Source organism: Spirochaetae bacterium HGW-Spirochaetae-1, assembly GCA_002839375.1.
Lineage (GTDB): Bacteria > Spirochaetota > UBA4802 > UBA4802 > UBA5550 > PGXY01.
In genome coordinates, this window is the sequence record PGXY01000004.1 from 59,144 (window position 1) to 78,083 (window position 18,940).

The following is an 18,940-nucleotide window of genomic DNA, read 5'->3' on the forward strand; positions in this document are numbered from 1 at the left end:
ACTTTAGACCGTTTCGCCTTGGAGCCGCTTCCATGATTATTAACACATAACAGGCGATGATGTTTATGTTCCTGTATTAGGTGCATTTCGCGAAAACACCGTATCAAGATATTACTTGACACATCTATACTGGGTTATTCATTTGATATAACAGATGGCGGAGCGCGATGAAGCAACAAAAATCTTTTTCAAATTTAAAAGAACAGGAACGGGAAAACCGGAGGAAGATAATTCTTACCGCTGCGGTCAAGGTGTTCGCCTCAAAACCTCTGAGCAAGGTACGCATGTGCGACATAGCCAACGAGGCATCGATATCAACGGCTCTCATTTACCGGTATTTTCCCGATCAGCAGACATTGTTTGTTGAGGCTTTCCTTGAGAGCACCACGAGGGTCATCGAAGTTCTCGATTCCTTTCTTGTAAACAGAGAACATGACAAGTCGGGCATTGATCACTTTATCAATTACTTCATTGACTATTTAACAGGTAACGACTACTATTTTAAAATGCTGGTCAACTTCATGCTGGACGGAAATCTCAAGCCGGAACTGCTTGATAAAATAATCGAAATAGAACATCTTATTTTCGCTAAATTTGACGCTGTGATCCGAATGGCAAAGCCCGATGGTTCTGTCAGGTTTTATTCCCACGGTCTCTTTTGCGCCCTGAGTGGAATCCTTCTGACATTCAGAAACAACCCCGGCAAAAGCAGCGAGGAAGTGATCAATTACATGAAGTCCCTGGGGCGTTTTATCGGCGAAATGTTTGTAAAGACAATCGAATCGGAAGTTTGATCAAACCGGGAAAGTACCTTATAAACCGTTTTTCATTTTTCTACCCGCCCATTTTTCCAGAAATACCGATATTGCTCATTTTAAATTATGCAGTATCAATAATTAAAAAACACCGTGGATTCACCTCCCCGTTAAAATACCAATATTTCTTGACGCACCCCGCCTGTTTCCGTTAAATAACCGGAGAGTAGTCAGAGCCCTATCGCACAAAAGTGTATACAGGAGAAGGCATGAAAATAGTATCGTGGAATGTCAACGGCATGCGTGCCATTTTAAAAAAAGACTTTCTGGAATTCGTCGAACGGGAAAATGCCGACATCATCTGCGTGCAGGAGACCAAGGCCATGCCGGAGCAGGTTGACCTGAACCTCCCTGCCTATCCCTATAATTACTGGAACTGGGCGGTAAAGCGGGGCTATTCCGGCACTGCTGTTTTTTCCAAGCACAAACCGCTGAAACACATAAATGACATGGGCGTGGAAAAACACGACCATGAAGGCCGCGTCCTGGCCCTGGAATTCGAAACCTTTTTTCTCGTCAATGTGTACACGCCCAATTCCCAGCGGGGCCTGGAGCGGCTCAATTACCGGCACAATGAATGGGATGTCGACTTTCTGAACTATCTGAAAAAACTTGAGAAGAAAAAACCCGTTATCTTCTGTGGCGACCTGAACGTGGCGCATAAGGAAATCGACCTGGCCCGGCCGAAGGACAACCGTCGCAACGCCGGTTTCACCGACGAGGAGCGGCAGGGCTTCGACAATATCATCAATGCCGGTTTCATCGATACATTCCGTGAATTCGAAAAGGAAGGCAGCCACTATACCTGGTGGAGCTACATGGGAGGGGCACGGGAGAAGAATATCGGGTGGCGTATCGATTACTTCTGCGTGTCACCTGCGTTGCGGCCGAATCTGCAGAAATCCTATATCCTGCCGGAAGTTATGGGTTCGGACCATGCGCCCGTTGTCCTGGAAATATCAATCTGAAATATTTGCGCAGGATATTTCCACGCCTGAAATCTGCGGTCCCGTTCCGCCGCTCCCCTATCAACGCTGCTCGATGTGCGAGCCGTACATTCCCTTGATGACATTTATCTGCGACGGTATGCGCGTCTTTAGCTCGTTCACATGGGATATAATCCCCACCATGCGGTTTTCCCGGAGATCGTCCAGTATGGTGAGGGCCCGGTCAAGCGATGCGTCGTCCAGGGAGCCGAATCCCTCATCGATAAAGATGGCATCCAGCTCAATGTGGCCCGAATGGTTCTGTATCACATCGGCCAGCCCCAGGGAGAGAGATATGGATGCCAGGAATTTCTCACCGCCCGAGAGGCTCCGGACGCTCCGGTGTGTACCAGTGTAGGCGTCGAAAACATCGAGTTCCAGTCCGGCCTGGCGGTTCCCGTGGATGATCTCCTCGTTGACATGCAGTGAATAGCGGCCATCGGTCATGCGGCTGAAGCGTTCTGTGGCCCGGGCCGTGACATCGCGCAGGTAGGCTCCCAGGATAAAATTCTGAAAGCTGATGTTCCGCGGGTTCTGCCCGGTGAGGTCATCGGAGAGTTCCATGAGGAGTTTCGATTCCTTCACGAGTTCGTCTATCTCATGGGAAAGGGCCTCGTAGCGCTCTTTCCGGCTGTCCAGGTCCCGAAGACCGGCATCGAGAGTATTACGTTCATTTTCCAGCCTGTCACATATCGTCGCGGACTCATTTTTTCTCTGCAACAGGGCCCTGATCTCGGGCCGTTCCTTTCCTTCAATCTTTGCCTCGGCCTCTTCCATCCTGACCAGGAGGGCCTTTACCTCGTCCCGGTACCCGACGATCTCCTTTTCGCGCCGTGCCGCCTCGTCCTCGGTGATGAAATATCCCTCCATCTCCTCAATACCGGAAAAGGGCAGGCCCTTCATTTTACTTTCTATGTCGCCGGCGATATCTCTTACCTGGCCGCGGCGCTTCGCCAGTCCCTCCTCCAGCGTGGCCAGGGAGCTTTTCAGGCCCTCCAGTTTTTTTGCCGCGTCGTTCAGTGCGGTGTGTATAGTGTCAATGGACTTACTTTTCGCCAGGGCCTCCCGTTCCAGTCTCTCAATCTCATCAGCGATCCCGGTTCGACCGGCCATTTCCTTTTCCAGTTCAGCTATGGCACTCTCGCACACGGCCCTGTCGCGTTCCAGGTCTGTAAAATCCCGTCGTTCCTTATCCTCCTCTTCGGCCAGTTCCCTGGCCTTCTCCTCGATCTCCGCCGCTTCCTTCCTGTACTTCTTTACCAGGTCCCGCAGTTCCTCGCCTGAACGTTTATCTTCCTCGAGACCGGCGAGTGTTTCCCTGCGCTCCTCAAGTGTTAATCCATCGCCCGTGGCCGAGTCGGCCAGATCCCGTTCAATCCTTTTACCCGTCGCCTCGAGGTGCGCCCTGCGTTCCTTCATCCGCGAAATATCGTCGCGGCAGGCACGGACATTGTTAAGGGCCGCCGAGAGAAGCTCCTCTTCGGTGAAGGCCTCACCGTAAGTAGTGGCAGGTATAGGATGGTCGGTGGAACCGCAAACCGGGCAGGGCCGGCCCGTCTCCAGTTTCATGGCAAGGCTGACTGCCATCGAGGACTCCTTCCGCTGCTGCAATTGCTCCTGTGTCTTAACATTTATTTCCAGCGTCTTTTCCAGGCCGGCCATTTCCTTCTCGCAGTTTTCCATCTCCCCGCGGTTTGTTTCTGCCTCTTCCAGAAGCACCTGTTCCCTTTCCCGCTTCTTGATGTCTTCACGAAGGCCGGCAATGATCTCGATCTGTTCATTGAGCCAGTCCTGGATATCCTCCTGCTCCGAGAGGAAGATCTTTATCTCCCTGAGCCTGGCGGCACGCACGGCAGAATCCTTTTCCCGGGAACCGATCCCGTCACTGAGTCTTTTTATCTTTTGCTTCAGGGTGCCCAGTTCTTCTTTTCTTTCCTTCAGAAGTGACTCTTTGGGAAGGAGGAGTTTGAGCTTTTCAGTTTCTGAGCGGAGAACCTGGAGTTCCTTTTCAAGGGCAGGAATTTTCCCCGCCTCCTCCTTCGCCCTTTCATGCTTCCGGGCCAGGCGTTCCCTGTCGCCCTTCATGTTCCCGGCCTGTTTCTCCTCATCCTGAAGTTCCTTCATTCTTCTCCGGTAATCCATGACCAGGGGCTGCATGGACAGGGCCCTGCGGCACAGGTCCAGCCTTTCCTGCTTCCCGTCCATGTCTTGACGGCGGGCATCGAGTCCCGCCTTTTCTCTCTGCAGCTTTTCCACCTGGATGAAGTCCTTTTCTGTTTCCGTAGCCACGGTAAGGCGCACCGATATCTCCTCCAGTTCCTTCCGCTTGCCCAGCAGTTCCCCGTGACGGAGCCGGCGCTCCTCCACCAGCTTTTCGCGCATGCCCGGGTATGTATCGGGATCGAAGGCGCTGCGCAACCTCTGTTGTTCCCCGGTTTTTTCTTTAAGCTCACCCTTCCTGATATTTCTCATCTCCCGGGCATATACCGAGATTTCTTCATGTTCCTGAACGGGAAATATCTTCTTGAGAAGTTCCATCTTTTCCTTTGTCTCAGCCACGAGAAACTTCTGGAACTCCCCCTGGGGCAAAAGCACTATGCGGGAGAATTCCTCCTCGGCAAGGTGAATCTTTTCCACGATGGCCGCATTGATGTCGCTCGGGGTCCCCGTCACGGGCTCCCAGGTATCCCCTTTTTTATTGTAAAGGTTCACCGAAGGTTCCTGCCAGACCTTTTTCGCAGAAGACCGTTTGCTGCCCCTCTCATAGCCGGGACTGCGCCGGATCTTGTAATAGTCATTCCTGATACTGAAGACCAGTTCCACGAAGGGCTCCACGTCCAGGCCGGCAAAGCTGGACACCAGTGTCTTCTGGTCCCGCGTTCCTGTCACCCTTCCGTAGAGGGCGAACATGATGGCGTCAAATATAGTGGTCTTTCCTGATCCCGTGGGCCCGGTGATGAGGAGAAAATCGCTGTAGCGCTCGAAGTCCACGACCTGGCGCAGGGGAAAGGGGCCGAAGCCCTCCATGACAAGTGTCCTCGGTTTCACGGGGTGTTCCTCTCGCGGCGTATTTTTTCAAAGAGTTCCATCTTCTCCGCCGAGGCTTCTTCTCCATGAATGTAGGCATGAAATGCGCGGTAATCGTCTTCCAGGGTACCCATCTCTGATACTGACGGCACCGTGCTTCTCTCCCCGGACTTCATTTGCGGCGCCGCCTGCCTCACGGAAAGAATGTGGGGAAAGCGCTCCCTCAGAGAGACCAGGGGGTTTGTGATGATACCGCCGTCGGTAACCTCCGCCTCGACGTAATGTCCCCGGTATTCCACGAATTTTTCGTCGTTGAGCAGGGACTGGAATGAGCCCCGGAGACGCACCATGTCCCGGAGGGGTGTGAGCGGGATCGTGGCAATATCCTGAATTTCTCCCGCTATTGTTACGGAAAGCACGCCCTTTGTGTCACCGCACTCGGAGAAAGAATACTTTATTGGCGAACCGGAATAATGGACCTTTCCGGACACCTCCTGGGGCCGGTGCAGGTGACCCAGCGCCGTGTAGGCGAAATCATCGAAGAGGGCCGGGTCCACTTCACCGGCGCCCCCCACCATGACACGTTCCGAATCAGAGGTAAGGCCACGGCGTGTGTACAAGTGCCCCACGCAGATATTCACGGCGTTATGATCCATCCCGCTCCGGATGATCTCCACAAGATGCTCCAGCGCCTCTTCATGGCTTCCCTTCACCGCCTCTTCGCCTTCACGATGCGCGTCGAAAATACCGGGCTCAAGAAAAGGGATGGCATAGATATTGACCGTGTCATTTCCTTTTGAAAGACGTATCGGCTCATGGGCGCAAGCCGCCTCGCTCCTGATGTGGATGCCGGAGAGCGAGAGCATCTCGGCACAGTAGGAGAGTCTCAGGGCGCTGTCATGGTTCCCCGGGATCATGACCACCGGCACCTCGCTCTTTCTGCGCAGCTCCGTAAGGAACCTGCTGAGAAGCGCCACGGCATCGGCTGGAGGAAGGCTTCGGTCGTAAATATCACCGGCCATGATAAGAAGATCGTGGGGATCGCCATGCAGGATTTCAGTGATCTGGCCCAGCACATGGGCCTGGTCCTCCAGGAGCGGTTTTTCATGAAGAACACGCCCCAAATGCCAGTCCGAGGTGTGCAGAAGTTTAATCATACAATTTTCCCGTCATCATGGGTAAGGTCGTCAGGCCTGGTGCTCAATACCGATGATGGTGATATCATCATGGCGGGAATCACTGCCGTTTTTCTTATCGAACATATCCAGGGAGGTGAGGAGGGCTGCGAAAATTTTTTCCAGATGTTCCTCGCGGTTCATTTCAATGCTCTTTTCCAACAGCACCCTAAGTGACTCTTCCGCATCCTCATCAACCCTTTCATAGAGACCGTCGGTGTATATGAGCATCTTGTCGCCCTTCTGAAAAGGATGATCATAGAGCGTATAATCAGCATCGGCCATATCGCCGACTATCATACCGCCGCCCCTGAGGACCTGGGTCCTGCCGCCGGCCAGGAGCATCTGTCCCGGATGGCCTGCCGACGCATAATGAATCATACTTCCCTTCAGATCAATATCGACTATAAAACAGGAAAAATAGGTTTCCAGGGACCGGTATGCGTTTATAAAATTAACGTTCAGTTGTTTCAGCAGATCCGCAGCGGATATTTTCTGTCTTTTCAGCATTTCGTATTCGCTTTTTATAATCATGGTGATAAGAGCTGCCTGGATGCCATGACCCGTTGCATCGGCAATAAAAATACGGGCATGCCCCGGTTCAAGTTCCGTTATATCATAGAAATCCCCGCTGATGCCCTGGAGAGGCTGAAAATAGACGCGCAGGGATAGTCCTTCAATCTGTTTTGATACCGAAGGCAGAATATTTTTCTGAATCTTTTTGGCAATAAGCAAGTCATCCTGAACCCGCTCATAGGTTATCTGAAGAGTGTCATAAGCGGTAACCAGTTTTCTCTGGAAAAGAAAATCGATACGAAAAAACTTGTTCTCGGCGTTTGAGAGAAGTGCTCCGGCAATATTGGCCGTAATAATAATGACACCGCTGATAATGAAGGAATGCGTCAGGGAACCATTCCCTGTCATGGTATATCCCCTGACGAGTAAGCCCAGAAAAACGGCACTGATAATCCCCGCCGTCACCAGGGCGAAACGAAGCCGGTACCGCGGAAAGAGATAAACAGTCATTATAAGAATTGTCAGTATCATCACATGGAAATAAAATCCTATTGTCCCGGGCTCCGTGAAGAAAAACATCACCAGCAATCCGCCTCCTGAAACAAGCATCATTAATGATACGAAGAGTTGGAAGTAGATTTTAAAAATATTATAAAAAGTCAAAACCAGAAGAACGGCAAGAGAGGGTATCACCACGGCAAACCGTACAACGAGAGCCCGGCCCGGGGTATGGGGGACTGTCCAGAAATCAAAGCCGGCAAAAATAATAAAAAATGCCATGGCATAAATAGCGGCATAGCGTGCCGTGAGCACGGCCCTGCGGATGTGATCCCTGATCAATTGCTTTTCCAGTTGGGCATTAATGCGTTTCATCGTATATGTTTATCACATGGATCTGTTTTTCAGCAACAGGGAAAGGAAATATCCGGGTGCACCTCTGGTAAAATTTAATCTATATCAATTCCGATGAGCGTAATGTCATCATATACCGATACTTTATTCACCTTCCCCACATGCTGGGCAAGGTTGGCCAGTATGGAATCGAATAAATCGGTTGTCGAATTATTTATTTCACTTCTGATTATTTTACGCAGCCTTTCCTCACCGAATTCCTCGTCATCGTCGTTAAAGGCCTCGAAAAGCCCGTCCGTGAACAGCATGATCTTCTCTCCCGGACCCGCAGGAACGGAAGTGGTGGTGTACCTGGTATTTTTCAGTATCCCCACCAGTTTCCCCGTATGGGATATCATTTCAATCCCGTTTTTCCGGATCAGTATCTGATCGGGATGACCCGCCGAGGAATAGACAATATGCCGGCTGTTTATATCAATGTCTACAATAATACAGGAAAAAAATACGTTCAGGGATTCATACAGGTCAATAAAGGAATTGTTGAGTGATTCCAGCATCATGGCCGTATCATCGAAAAACTTGACCTTTTCATATTCACTTTTTATTATCATGGTCACCAGGGCGGCCTGGATCCCGTGACCGGCGGCGTCGGCGAGAAAAACACGGTGATAGCCGGGATACAGCTCCACGATATCATAGATATCTCCCCCCACCTCGTTGACGGGAAAATAATGAATAACGCAGCTGATCCCCGAGAGTTTCTGAAACTTTTCGGGAAGGATTCGTTTCTGTATTTTCTTGGCCAGGAGCAGATCCGCCTGCGTCTGGCTGTAAGCCTCGTTGAGCCGGTCATAGGCATTCTTCAATTCTTCGGTCCGTTCACGAACCTTGCGTTCCAGGTCTTCCCGTATTTCATTGATCTCTATGGCCGCCTTGTTATAATGCTCGGAAAAAGTCACCAGTTCACGGTCTGAGAAATTGGGAAAGTATAGGCCCTTACCGCCGGCAGCCAGGTTTTTAGTGGCACGGATGATCTGGGAGAGAGAAACGGTAACCGTGTTTATGGACAGATAAACAAGGAAACCTATGGCAATTATACTGAGCGTGATAAATATGGTTATCTGGCTAATGGGCCGATGGCTGTAACGAATGAGCACCGTGAGAATTACCATGCTGAGAAGAATAAGCAGGAGGATCAGATATGATTTATTCCGGTAACTCAGATAATACCTGGTGTTCAGGTTACGGGATTTCTGATAGAGAATACTCTCAATACGCTCTTTGTAGGGGCCGATGAGATATTCCGTAATATTATACGTAAAATAACCGATGATAAGCGCAGAAAACAGGCCGCCGAAGGCGATGGGAGGGAGGACCTCCGTACCACGCCCTGTGAGAAGTACACCAATGCTCAGCTGAACAATGACCATGATCGTATAAATCGTGGCCGATACCAGGTTATTGCGGGGAAATTCAATAAGAGCCGCATGAAGCCTGGAAAAGGTATCATCACTGATCTCATCGCTTTCATAAAAAACCCGGTCCGCGGTAAAATAGGCGTTGATGATCCGTACAGATCCGGTCAATCCCGACAGTCCTATCCGGTGGAACATGCCATAGTGAAACAGGTGCGTCAGGATGGCAAGGGTCGTGCCGATAAAGAGGACCGTTACATAGAAATAGAAATCCCTGTCTATCGTCACCGGCGAAATGGCATAAAAAAGATAAAAGCCGTAAAATGCCGCTATCCATGATCCCGTTGTTGAGAACAGGGAAACAGCAAAGCCAAAGGATATCTTTTCCGATAATATGTTAAATATTCTTTTCAGCATATACTCTTCTATAGTCGACAACGATGAAAGCTGTCTGCTTTTCCCGGCATCATACATTTTATTCCATTACGATATGGACATTTTTTAAGAATTTTCGGATAACACTCAAGAAAGGAAAGATGCTCTTGTTACTCACATGTCCTTTCTGCTATAAAAATGGGGGTGAATAAAATTTCTGTTCAAAAACAATTATTACATACACAATATTGATTAAAAATATGGTAACGCTTTTAAAAAAAGCAAGTATAAAATATTTTTTACACGTATATTAAAATTAAACATTCCTTGACAGCGGAAAACAGTCCTGATAAGACTTGGCTGTATCGCTGTTCTTTGCGCAAATACGGCACGGGACCAATATGGGGAAAACAGCCTACCTTTATGATAAAATTTTTCTTGCCCATGACACGGGATTATCACACCCCGAGTGCCCCGAAAGACTTATCGCAATTGACGATAAAATTCGTTCAGCCCCATACTATAAATCCCTGGTGAAAGTAAAACCCTCCATGCCTGATCTGCAGCACATCCAGGCAATTCACACCCCGGCCTACATCGACCGTGTCCGGAGAGAAATTGAAGGCGGTGCCCGGTATCTTGACTCAATGGACACAGAGGTCTGCCCCCGATCCTATGAGGTGGCCCTCATGGCCGCAGGAGGATGCCTCAACATGTGCGACACCGTCATGTCCGGTGCTGCCCAGCACGGTTTCTGCGCCATACGACCTCCGGGACACCACGCTGAATCGGACAGCGCCGAGGGATTCTGCATCTTCAACAATATCGCCATCGCGGCCCGTTATCTTCAAAAACAACATGCCTTAAGCAGAATTGCCATAATCGACTGGGATGTCCATCACGGCAACGGCACACAGCATACCTTTTACCGTGACAACACCGTTCTCTATATCAGCCTTCACCAGTATCCCCATTTTCCCGGCACCGGTTCCATTCTAGAAAAAGGCGACGGCCCCGGCGAGGGCTTCACCATGAATTTTCCCATGAACCGCGGCGACGGCGACACCGAGTATATTGCCATATTCACATCACAGATCATACCCGCCCTGGATAAATTTATGCCTGATATCATCCTCATCTCGGCCGGATTCGATGCCCACAGGGCCGATCCCCTGTCCTCTATAAATCTTTCCACAGAGGCTTACGGGGAATTCACTACCATGCTACTTGATGCATCCCGTCAATCCTGCCAGGGTAAAGTCATCGCCTTCCTGGAAGGAGGATACCATCTCAACGCCCTGGCCAACGGCATTGACCAGGTCATGAAGGCCTTTACGGAAGCATAACCTCTTTTTTTTCTTTACAGAAAGCGGCACCGATGCACAATGAAAACAATCAGGAGGCTCCCATGGAAACTTTTTCAGTGCAGACCTGTGCCGGCAGCGAACTTATCGACATCACCGGCGAGGTGAAATCCATTGTTGCCAGCTCCGGCGCACAGAGCGGCCTGTGCCTGGTGTACACTCCCCACACCACGGCAGCCGTCACCATCAATGAAAACGCCGACCCCGACGTGCAGAGCGATATTCTTAAAGGGTTGGCCCACCTTAAATTTGAGAGCGTGCGTTTCGATCACGGCGAGGGGAACTCTCCGGCACACTTAAAATCATCGCTTATCGGCTGTTCCGAGACGATCATCATCGAAAACGGGAAGCTGCAGTTGGGGACCTGGCAGGGCATCTATTTCTGTGAGTTCGACGGACCCCGGAACCGCAAGGTCCATGTGCAGATCCTTGGATCCCGGTAAGGAGCAGGAACGAATTACGCATGATAAAAAAGAAACTCTATATCGCTTCACCCCTGGGATTTTCCGAATCGGGCAGATTTTTTCTTTATGAGAGGATTATTCCCCTGGTGAAAGAATGCGGCCTCGACGTGCTTGACCCCTGGACGCTCACGGACAGCACAATCATTGCACAGGCCCAGGCCAAGCCGCCGGGCAGAGAAAGGGAAGAGGCGTGGCTGCAGGTAAACCGGATAATTGGCAAAAATAACGAGACGGCCATCGACACATCGCAGGGAGTCTTCGCGGTCCTGGACGGGAGCGACGTGGACAGTGGAACAGCGGCTGAAATCGGCTATGCCGCGGCCCGGGGGAAAATAATTATCGGCTATCGCAGCGACTTCCGCCTGGCCGGAGACAATGAAGGTTCCGTGATAAACCTGCAGGTGGAATACTTCATTCACCGCAGCGGCGGCCGCATCGTCGCTTCACTTGAAGAGGCTGGCGCACTTCTTCGTTCAATGTTTTAAAAATATCCAACAACATAAATCGCAGCACGCTCAGTGGAGGAGAGTCAATGAAAAATATCATATCAACGGACAAAGCCCCCAAAGCAATCGGTCCCTATTCACAGGCCGTAACAACGGGAGACCTGGTCTTCATTTCAGGTCAGCTGGGTCTTGATCCTGCAACGGGAAAATTGCAAGGGAATAATGCCGCAGAACAGGCTGAACAGGCCCTGAAAAATATGGGGGCCATACTCGGGGCTGCGGGACTCGGTTTTGGCCATGTAGTAAAAACCACGGTTCTCCTGGCCGACATAAAGGACTTCGCGGCAGTGAACGAGGTCTACGCCCGCTTCTTCACGACGGACCACCCGGCCCGGGCAGCCTACCAGGCAGCGGGGCTTCCCCTGGGTGCCCTGGTTGAAATCGAAGCCGTGGCATGGCTGGGTTGATGACAGGCGTTTATTATTGCACTGTAATCAGATTTCTATATCTTTAAGATACGAGTATTGCTCAGAGCATCCTTCTTTTTTAATTCTAACCATGGTTGTAGATCCGATAATTTTCTTATCGGTGTAAGTAACAGTTCCTTTGCCTCTTGGTGACCCATCAATATTAATTTGCGCTTCTGGATCTGAAGTTTTAATCACGGTAGTGCTGGAACAACTTGCTAAAAAGACAAAAATCAAAATGAAAGAAAATCCTTTTTTAACCATAAAACCTAATTAATATAAAAATTTTTGTACTTACTAGTGCGCTCTAATAAAATGTCAACGTTATTTTATTAGAGCATTGAGGTTTTAAACAAAGATAGATAGATGACGCACTATATTTTGATGTATATGCTTTTATACGCAAGACTTATAGGCCATCGCGAAGCAGGTGGGCTCAGTTTAATTTTTAAGTTGAGCTGCATCTACCGGCTCAATTGAAGATACACCGGCAAATTCTATTAATTTCGGTCATGTCCTGAGAAAATGAGGGTTCCCCTGTTTTCAATACTCTTTCATAATTACTGAAAATACTACTGTTTTCTAATTGAGGAATTACGTCCAATATATACCTGCCTATAACATCTTCCTTTTTGATATCGGGGCCCAGGAAAGATAATCCCTTTGTATTGATGTCCAGAAACCGGGATTCTGAATCACAAATCGACATGGAATCAGTAGCTGAGTTCATGAAGGACTGCAGGCGTTCCTTTGCCTCCCTGATTTCTTCTTCGGCCTTTTTGTATGCCGTAATATCCCGCCCGATTCCCAACACTCCCGGTATACACCCGTCCCTCTGGTAAATCGGGATCCTTATTTTTTCCAGTTTTCCCGGTTGCCGTCGGCAGTATAAAAAACTTCCTCTTCATTTAATTACAATAATTTTAATAGCAGCTATATCAATCCCGTGACGAAGTATTTCATGGACAACATTGTCACGGAAACCGCATTATCCCTTGACATTCATGTAACAATATGCATTATACTTACCAGTTTAACGGCCCACTGATAAATTTTAAAGGTTACTAAATGAATTCTGAAATCCTCAGAGAGCTGGTTACAATGCCGATGCCTTTCGGCAAATACAAGGATATGGTACTCTGTGATCTCCCGGAAAATTACGTGGTCTGGTTTCACAGCAAGGGTTTTCCCGAAGGCAAACTGGGTATGCTGCTCTCTACACTTTACGAGATTCAGCTTAACGGGCTCGAGTACCTGATTGAAGGAATCAGGAAAGAAATTCTCTCACAGGGCACGTGATGTATAAAAAAAGATTTCTTGAGAAGAACGCGCGTTAATCAATCGAAGGAGGGCAGCGATGAAAAAATCCATAGGCGCCGGGACAATACTGTATCCGAATCCGGTTCTGATAGTGGGATCATATGACAGCCAGGGAAAGGCCAATGCCATGACCGTGGCCTGGGGAGGCATTGCTTCATCCAATCCGCCCAGTGTGGCAATATCCCTCAGGAAGGCCACCTACACACACGGCAACATTACGAAACGAAAGGCCTTCACGATAAGCATACCCTCGGAAAGCCAGGCAAAATACGCCGATTATTTCGGAATAAAATCCGGCAGGAATGAAGATAAATTCGCCGTTACGGGTCTGACCCCGGTTAAAAGCGAAATCGTCGACGCGCCCTATGTACAGGAATTTCCCCTTATTCTGGAATGCAGGCTGCTTCATATATTCGAATTGGGCCTTCACACGCAGTTTGTCGGTGAAATAATGGACGTTAAGGTCGATGAAGATATGCTGGACGAGGGAGGAAAGCCTGACATAAAAAAGATCAGGCCCTTTTTCTACGACCATTCCGGATTCTCCTATTATGGCATAGGGGAGCTTCTTGGGAAGGCCTATACCATAGGGAAGGATATATCCCAGTAATTTCCGTTGTTTTGATGTATAGGAATGGATTTTTAATCACCCGGTAAAGACCGGCACACCTCCGGCTCAGGCACCCTATCCTTCTGCGTGCCGAACCAGGCCACGGCAAATCCTTTATAAATGCCTATCCCAATGGCATTCCAGGTATAGTCTTTCCAGGGAGTCTGATTTGTTATCACCGCGTTATGGCCCTTGCTTTTCTGCCAGCTGCCCAGGGCATAGTCGGCAGTCATGACATAGCCCTCATACTGCGGCTCGGAACTTCCGCAGGCGATTTCAAATCCAAAGCCCGTATAACCCGCAAGCTCTTTCGGCTTATTCCACATGCATTCGGCTTTTTTATGATCGGGTGTGTAACAGCAGGCTGTCCATTCACCCTCCTCGGACCAGCTATGGGCATTGCAGCCTTCTCCCAGGTCGGGCTTGTTGACATGCAGATCAATACAATGCTCATGCGCCACACGGGTCAGTGAAGCGGAAAGGGGAATAGCGGGCAGATTCAGTTTTTTCCGATATTCCATGATCATAGTGTAAAGTTTTAATTCTTCGGCGGAAACACACTCGATGGGAAAATTTCCATTTTTCTCGAATCCCTGTGACAATAATGAACCGGCAATACCGGCAACAATAAGAAGGGTGATAAAATATTTCATAAAATCTCCTGTTCTTTGAGCAGGATACTGCAGGAATTTTCTTTTGTCAATTGATTAAACAGCCGCAGGCATGGACGGAAAAAGACTTGCACACTCAGGATATTTCTTCACAATACAGCCATTCCTGAAAAACATGTTCATTTTTCAATATCATATCTACGGTGGTCCTTGTATGAAAAAGTTTATCGGCATCTGCCTCATTCTTTCAGCGGTTATTCCCGTTTCGGCGCAAAACGAAAAATCAGTATTTCAGAAAATAGCCCTGGAAGTTTCATCCCTCGGGCCGAAACTTCAAAGCGGCGCAGTCACCGTCCTTCCCTTCGAGACCGTTGGCTTCCCCGGCAGGTCCCAGGGAGTTTATGTATCGGACCAGATCTCGGCGGCAATTTCCAAAGCGGGAAATATAACTCTGGTTGAACGTGAAAGGCTTGATACGGTTATCAAGGAAAAAGAGTTAACCCTCACGGGCCTTATAAATAAAGACGAGGTCAGAAAAATAGGCACTCTGCTCGCCATAGACGCTCTGGTCATGGGACGCGTGTACAAAACAGAACAGGGATACGATATTTTTGTAAAAGTCGTTGATACCCGGTCCGGTTCCGTCCTCACCATGTTCTCTCACAAGTGCAGCAGCGAAACGGTTGCGGGCGGAGATAAAGATTCTCCCTGGTATGCCGGGACCTGGAAGGTAGTGACCACGGCGCCCTACCTGGTTGAGCAGGATATGCGTTATGAAAAACTGGTATTGAGAAATGACGATACTTTTTCACTGTATCTTATTAACAACGCCGACCGCTTCGTGGAGATCCAGGGCCGGTACAGCATCGATAAAAACAACATCGATTACCGCGCGATGCAGATGTACTTTGACGGAAACCCCACATCTTTCACCCGTATGAGTACCAGACTTGAAGGGACAATTTTTCTCGTGGAAGGACGTCTCTTTTTCAACTATGCCGGTGAAGGGAAAAAGGGCCGGACAAGAGCCGATGCCATGGATCCCCGGTATCGCTGTGTTGCGGAACGCCGGAAAGAATAGGATTTTTCATCGATAATAGACAAATACCGTTACTCCTGGAGGTACTGCATGACATCAACTGTTTTTCTCGTTATCTTTTTTGCTTTCTCCATTGCTCATGTTGCGGGGGAAGGTTTTAAATTAATGCCGGCACGCTATATCACCAAACCTTTTCTCATGCCTTCACTTGCCCTGTACTATGCTTTTTCGGCACAGGAACCCAGTATTATCATGATAGCAGCAATTGCGGGGGGATGGCTCGGGGATATATTTCTCATGATTCCCGATCCGCAGAAAACACGGCGCTTCTTCAAGCCCGGCCTCGTGGCTTTTCTCCTGGGACATATCTTATATATAGCCGTTTTCGTCGCTTGTTTCAGTTCTCTTGATATAATCCCCTTTTATGGATGGCTCATCGCCCTTCTGTACCTGGTCACGGGTATATTCGCTTTCAATAGTATCAGGCCCCATGCCGGGCCCATGCTCAAAGCAATTGCCGCCTATGTCATAATTATAATCCTCATGGGAATCAGCACCGTGGTTTCCCTGGGCAGTGTTTCTCTAACGGGCTCAGCCATTGCCATGGTGGGGGCGTATATTTTCATGATCAGCGATACGCTGAACGCCTACAACAGGTTTGTAAAAGAAATACCCAATGAGCGAGTGTACACCATGTCAACCTATCTGCTGGGACAGTTTCTGCTGATCCAGGGATATCTTCTTTTCTGAAGCTATGCTGGCATAACATAGGGTATGGTCAGTGGGCCCTCGGGCATAACCGCTATCCGCGCATTGCCGCCGTATGCCGCACGAAGTTTTTCCACGGTATCGGCTATATTGCCGCATCGTTGGATCATGGCGGTTTTCAGATCATCGTCGTCCAGTCCACCGCTGTAGAGATAGACGCTGCAGTGAAGCAGAATTTTCGCCAGTATCTGCGCCTGCCACTGGTCCGGAACCGTATTGGGCCCCAGTGAACGGAGCAGGCTCTGCGGGTCATCATGGGCTTCGAGAATATTTCTGAAATTCCCGTGGTCGGGCATGCCTTCAGCGCAGGCGGCCGCCATCACTATCGCCCCTCCCTTCTTCGTTATTCCCGCTGCAGCGCTCAGTCCCTTGACAGCCTGGTACAGGTTCTGATCAAGGGGATAACCGCTGTTTGTCGTGACAACAATATCATAGGGCTGAAGTACCGGCACCATAGCCTGGTTTGCCACAAAGGCGCACCCTTCGGCATGGGCTGAAAAAAGCTCACCGGCGAAGATACCGGTAATACCCTTGTCCGCGTTGAGGCTCACGTTGAGACAGAAATGCGGCATGGCAAAGGAGGCCGCGCGGGCGATCTCTTCCCACAGGGGATTCCCCGTGGTGATTCCCCAGGTGGCGCAGGGGCTGCTGATATGAATTGCGTTGTGGTTCGCCATGATGCTTTCAATACCGGCGATTCCCGGAAGGAGAGCCTTGGGACCGCCGCTGAAACCGGCGAAGAAATGGGGTTCGATGAATCCCGTGACAATCCGTATATCGGCCTCGACATATTCCCTGTTCAGGTAAATATCATTCCCCGATTCCGTCCGTCCCGTGAAAACAAGCCCCGGGGGATCAAAGGCGTCATGCTGTATCACCCGGTAACACTGAACCACCTCTTCTCCCAGCATCACGGCAAGTTCATCCCGGCTCTGACCCCGGTGCGATCCCGTGCCATTGAGAAGGGTGATATTTTTCTCCTCTGCGCCTGAATCGAGCAGTTCATCAATAATCGCCGGGATCAAGATATAATTCGGCGTGGCCCGGGTGATGTCGGTATGGACAATGACGATGCGGTCGGCCGGGGATACCTGTTCCCGCAGGGGCCGACAATTCAGGGGTCTGCGAAGAGCCTGTAAAATTTTTTCATATGCAGAATCAAGGGCAGGCAGGTCTTTACCGGTGATAATATCTGCCTCCCCATCAAGAGTTATGAAAAGATATTCCTTTCCGTATGGCAGACGTATTTCCATTATTGACCCGTTGCGATAATTTTATCTGGCATTAGACCAGCCCCTCATCCCGAAGCCAGTTCCCAACCCTGCGCATACCCTCCTCGAGGTTCACGCCCGGACTGTATCCCAGCACCCTTCGGGCCTTGTCAATAGAAACGCCCTTCTCCGATGTGAGAATACCCACGCCAAGGGGCGTAAGCTTCGGCTTCATGCCCGTTAATTTATTCAGAAGGTACATGGACCAGGCAAGAACATTGGCAAGCCTGGTAGAAAGATTTTTTTGTGCCGGAGGAAGGCCCGCTGACTCCGCAAGAAGAGAAAAATAGCGTTTCCAGCTTGTGTCTTCCCCGTCGGAAACGATGAATATTTCACCGGGAGCCTTGTCGCTTTTTGCCGCGAGCATGAGGGCATCAATGAGATTTTCCACGTAGAGGTGCCAGCAGCGCCCGTTTCCTCCGTTTACAAGTATCATTTTTCCGTTTTTCATCAGGCCCAGGGGCCTCAGTATCCAGTTCGGAGAGCCCGGCCCGTAGACCAGCGGCGGCCGCACAACTACGGCCTGGAATCCGTTGTTCCCGTGACGGCCCAGGATGGCGCGCTCGGCCCGTCCTTTCGTTATGCCGTAGGGGCCGCCCGTATCGGCATAGGGAGTCTCTTCGGTAGTAATGTTTTTTCTTTTCACGCCGACAACGGCATTGGTACTCACATAAATGAGACGGACGTTTCCGGCCTGTTCCGCGGCATCGAGCAGCCTTTCCGTTCCCGTTACATTGATCCGGGAAAACTCCTTCACAGGGCCGTAATCACCCACGCGCGCGGCAAGATGGAATATATAGTGTGCCCCGGACGTTCCGCGCTCGAGCGCGCCGGCATCGAGAATATCCCCCTCGATAATCTTCGCACTTCCGTTGAAAAGTGCATGGGCCTTTTCAGGTGTTCTCGCCAGGATGCGCACCTCGTGTCCCTCTGCAATGAGTCGCTTCACCAGGTACTGCCCGATAAAACCGGTGCCTCCCGTAACAAATGATACTGGCTTCATGTTGCGCTGCTCCTTTTCTAGAATTTACAATTATCGTACCGGTATCACAAATATTGAATCAGCTGGATGATGACCCCGTCGGGATCCCTGATGAAGGCGATTTTGCGGTCAGGTCTGAATTGAGACGGCGGCAGCATGAACGATACATCCTTTGATTGTAAATCGGCTGCCGTTTTTTCCAGATCATCCACGGTAAAACATAAATGATACAGACCCGAATGTTCCCGCATGTCCGCCTGCGTATCGGCGGGCTTGCATTCTTCTATTTCGATAGTGACCGTGTCATTGCCCACGAAGTGATAGAGTCTTCCCAGGACTTCGACCTCTTCCAGTTTTCGGAATCCCATTATATCGCAGTAAAATTGAATAGATCTTTCAAGATCAGCGGTTTTGATACCGACATGATTCCAGCGCAT

General features: G+C 49.8%; 19 protein-coding genes. 10 read left to right on the forward strand and 9 right to left on the reverse strand.

The window, feature by feature from the left end; translation table 11 throughout:
* Positions 1 to 167 precede the first annotated feature (167 nt).
* A complete protein-coding gene (locus tag CVV44_08105; GenBank protein PKL38821.1) occupies positions 168 to 794 on the forward strand; it encodes a hypothetical protein in 627 nt (208 codons plus the stop codon).
* Positions 795 to 1,024: 230 nt separating this feature from the next.
* Complete coding sequence (xth, locus tag CVV44_08110; protein PKL38822.1) at positions 1,025 to 1,783, forward strand: exodeoxyribonuclease III; 759 nt, start codon at positions 1,025 to 1,027, stop codon at positions 1,781 to 1,783.
* A gap of 60 nt (positions 1,784 to 1,843) precedes the next feature.
* Here xth and CVV44_08115 read toward each other — a convergent pair whose 3' ends face one another.
* From CVV44_08115 to CVV44_08130, 4 genes are all read right to left on the reverse strand, one after another.
* Entirely contained in the window at positions 1,844 to 4,849 is a 3,006-nt protein-coding gene (locus tag CVV44_08115) for a hypothetical protein (GenBank protein PKL38823.1), read from the reverse strand.
* Entirely contained in the window at positions 4,846 to 5,985 is a 1,140-nt protein-coding gene (locus CVV44_08120) for a hypothetical protein (protein ID PKL38824.1), read from the reverse strand. Before CVV44_08120 ends, CVV44_08115 begins: the two co-directional genes overlap by 4 nt.
* Positions 5,986 to 6,015: 30 nt before the next feature.
* Positions 6,016 to 7,392: a hypothetical protein gene (locus tag CVV44_08125; GenBank protein PKL38825.1), complete on the reverse strand. Its 1,377-nt coding sequence runs from the start codon at positions 7,390 to 7,392 to the stop codon at positions 6,016 to 6,018.
* A 74-nt stretch (positions 7,393 to 7,466) separates the two neighbouring features.
* Positions 7,467 to 9,260, reverse strand: a complete 1,794-nt coding sequence (locus CVV44_08130) for a hypothetical protein (protein ID PKL38826.1) — start codon at positions 9,258 to 9,260, stop codon at positions 7,467 to 7,469.
* A 302-nt stretch (positions 9,261 to 9,562) separates the two neighbouring features.
* On the opposite strand from CVV44_08130, the gene CVV44_08135 reads away from it, so the two are divergent.
* From CVV44_08135 to CVV44_08150, 4 genes are all read left to right on the forward strand, one after another.
* A complete protein-coding gene (locus tag CVV44_08135; GenBank protein PKL38827.1) occupies positions 9,563 to 10,507 on the forward strand; it encodes a histone deacetylase in 945 nt (314 codons plus the stop codon).
* Positions 10,508 to 10,569: 62 nt separating this feature from the next.
* The gene (locus CVV44_08140; protein ID PKL38828.1) at positions 10,570 to 10,968 is read left to right on the forward strand and encodes a hypothetical protein; all 399 of its coding nucleotides are present in this window, start codon (positions 10,570 to 10,572) and stop codon (positions 10,966 to 10,968) included.
* Between the two features lie 20 nt (positions 10,969 to 10,988).
* The gene (locus CVV44_08145) at positions 10,989 to 11,474 is read left to right on the forward strand and encodes a 2-deoxyribonucleoside glycosidase (protein ID PKL38829.1); all 486 of its coding nucleotides are present in this window, start codon (positions 10,989 to 10,991) and stop codon (positions 11,472 to 11,474) included.
* Between the two features lie 47 nt (positions 11,475 to 11,521).
* Positions 11,522 to 11,902 carry a reactive intermediate/imine deaminase gene (locus CVV44_08150; GenBank protein ID PKL38830.1) on the forward strand — a complete coding sequence of 127 codons (381 nt, stop codon included), beginning with the start codon at positions 11,522 to 11,524 and terminating at the stop codon, positions 11,900 to 11,902.
* Between the two features lie 472 nt (positions 11,903 to 12,374).
* Here CVV44_08150 and CVV44_08155 read toward each other — a convergent pair whose 3' ends face one another.
* Positions 12,375 to 12,713, reverse strand: a complete 339-nt coding sequence (locus CVV44_08155) for a hypothetical protein (GenBank protein PKL38831.1) — start codon at positions 12,711 to 12,713, stop codon at positions 12,375 to 12,377.
* Between the two features lie 257 nt (positions 12,714 to 12,970).
* On the opposite strand from CVV44_08155, the gene CVV44_08160 reads away from it, so the two are divergent.
* Together CVV44_08160 and CVV44_08165 are read left to right on the forward strand one after the other, a co-directional pair.
* Positions 12,971 to 13,201 (forward strand): hypothetical protein, encoded by a 231-nt coding sequence (locus CVV44_08160; GenBank protein PKL38832.1) that lies wholly within the window; start codon positions 12,971 to 12,973, stop codon positions 13,199 to 13,201.
* A gap of 58 nt (positions 13,202 to 13,259) precedes the next feature.
* Entirely contained in the window at positions 13,260 to 13,832 is a 573-nt protein-coding gene (locus CVV44_08165; GenBank protein ID PKL38833.1) for a flavoredoxin, read from the forward strand.
* A gap of 32 nt (positions 13,833 to 13,864) precedes the next feature.
* On the opposite strand, the gene CVV44_08170 is transcribed toward CVV44_08165, so the two are convergent.
* Positions 13,865 to 14,485 (reverse strand): CAP domain-containing protein, encoded by a 621-nt coding sequence (locus tag CVV44_08170; GenBank protein ID PKL38834.1) that lies wholly within the window; start codon positions 14,483 to 14,485, stop codon positions 13,865 to 13,867.
* Positions 14,486 to 14,555: 70 nt separating this feature from the next.
* Between CVV44_08170 and CVV44_08175 the strand changes: the two genes are divergently transcribed.
* Together CVV44_08175 and CVV44_08180 are read left to right on the forward strand one after the other, a co-directional pair.
* Positions 14,556 to 15,524, forward strand: a complete 969-nt coding sequence (locus CVV44_08175) for a hypothetical protein (GenBank protein PKL38835.1) — start codon at positions 14,556 to 14,558, stop codon at positions 15,522 to 15,524.
* A 48-nt stretch (positions 15,525 to 15,572) separates the two neighbouring features.
* Entirely contained in the window at positions 15,573 to 16,232 is a 660-nt protein-coding gene (locus CVV44_08180) for a hypothetical protein (GenBank protein ID PKL38836.1), read from the forward strand.
* A gap of 2 nt (positions 16,233 to 16,234) precedes the next feature.
* On the opposite strand, the gene CVV44_08185 is transcribed toward CVV44_08180, so the two are convergent.
* From CVV44_08185 to CVV44_08195, 3 genes are read right to left on the reverse strand one after another with little or no spacing between them, the layout of a single operon-like run.
* On the reverse strand, positions 16,235 to 17,503 hold the full coding sequence (locus tag CVV44_08185) for a hypothetical protein (protein ID PKL38837.1): 1,269 nt from the start codon (positions 17,501 to 17,503) through the stop codon (positions 16,235 to 16,237).
* Positions 17,504 to 17,534: 31 nt separating this feature from the next.
* Positions 17,535 to 18,524: a hypothetical protein gene (locus CVV44_08190; GenBank protein ID PKL38838.1), complete on the reverse strand. Its 990-nt coding sequence runs from the start codon at positions 18,522 to 18,524 to the stop codon at positions 17,535 to 17,537.
* 44 nt (positions 18,525 to 18,568) lie between these two features.
* Positions 18,569 to 18,940 carry a hypothetical protein gene (locus CVV44_08195; GenBank protein PKL38839.1) on the reverse strand — a complete coding sequence of 124 codons (372 nt, stop codon included), beginning with the start codon at positions 18,938 to 18,940 and terminating at the stop codon, positions 18,569 to 18,571.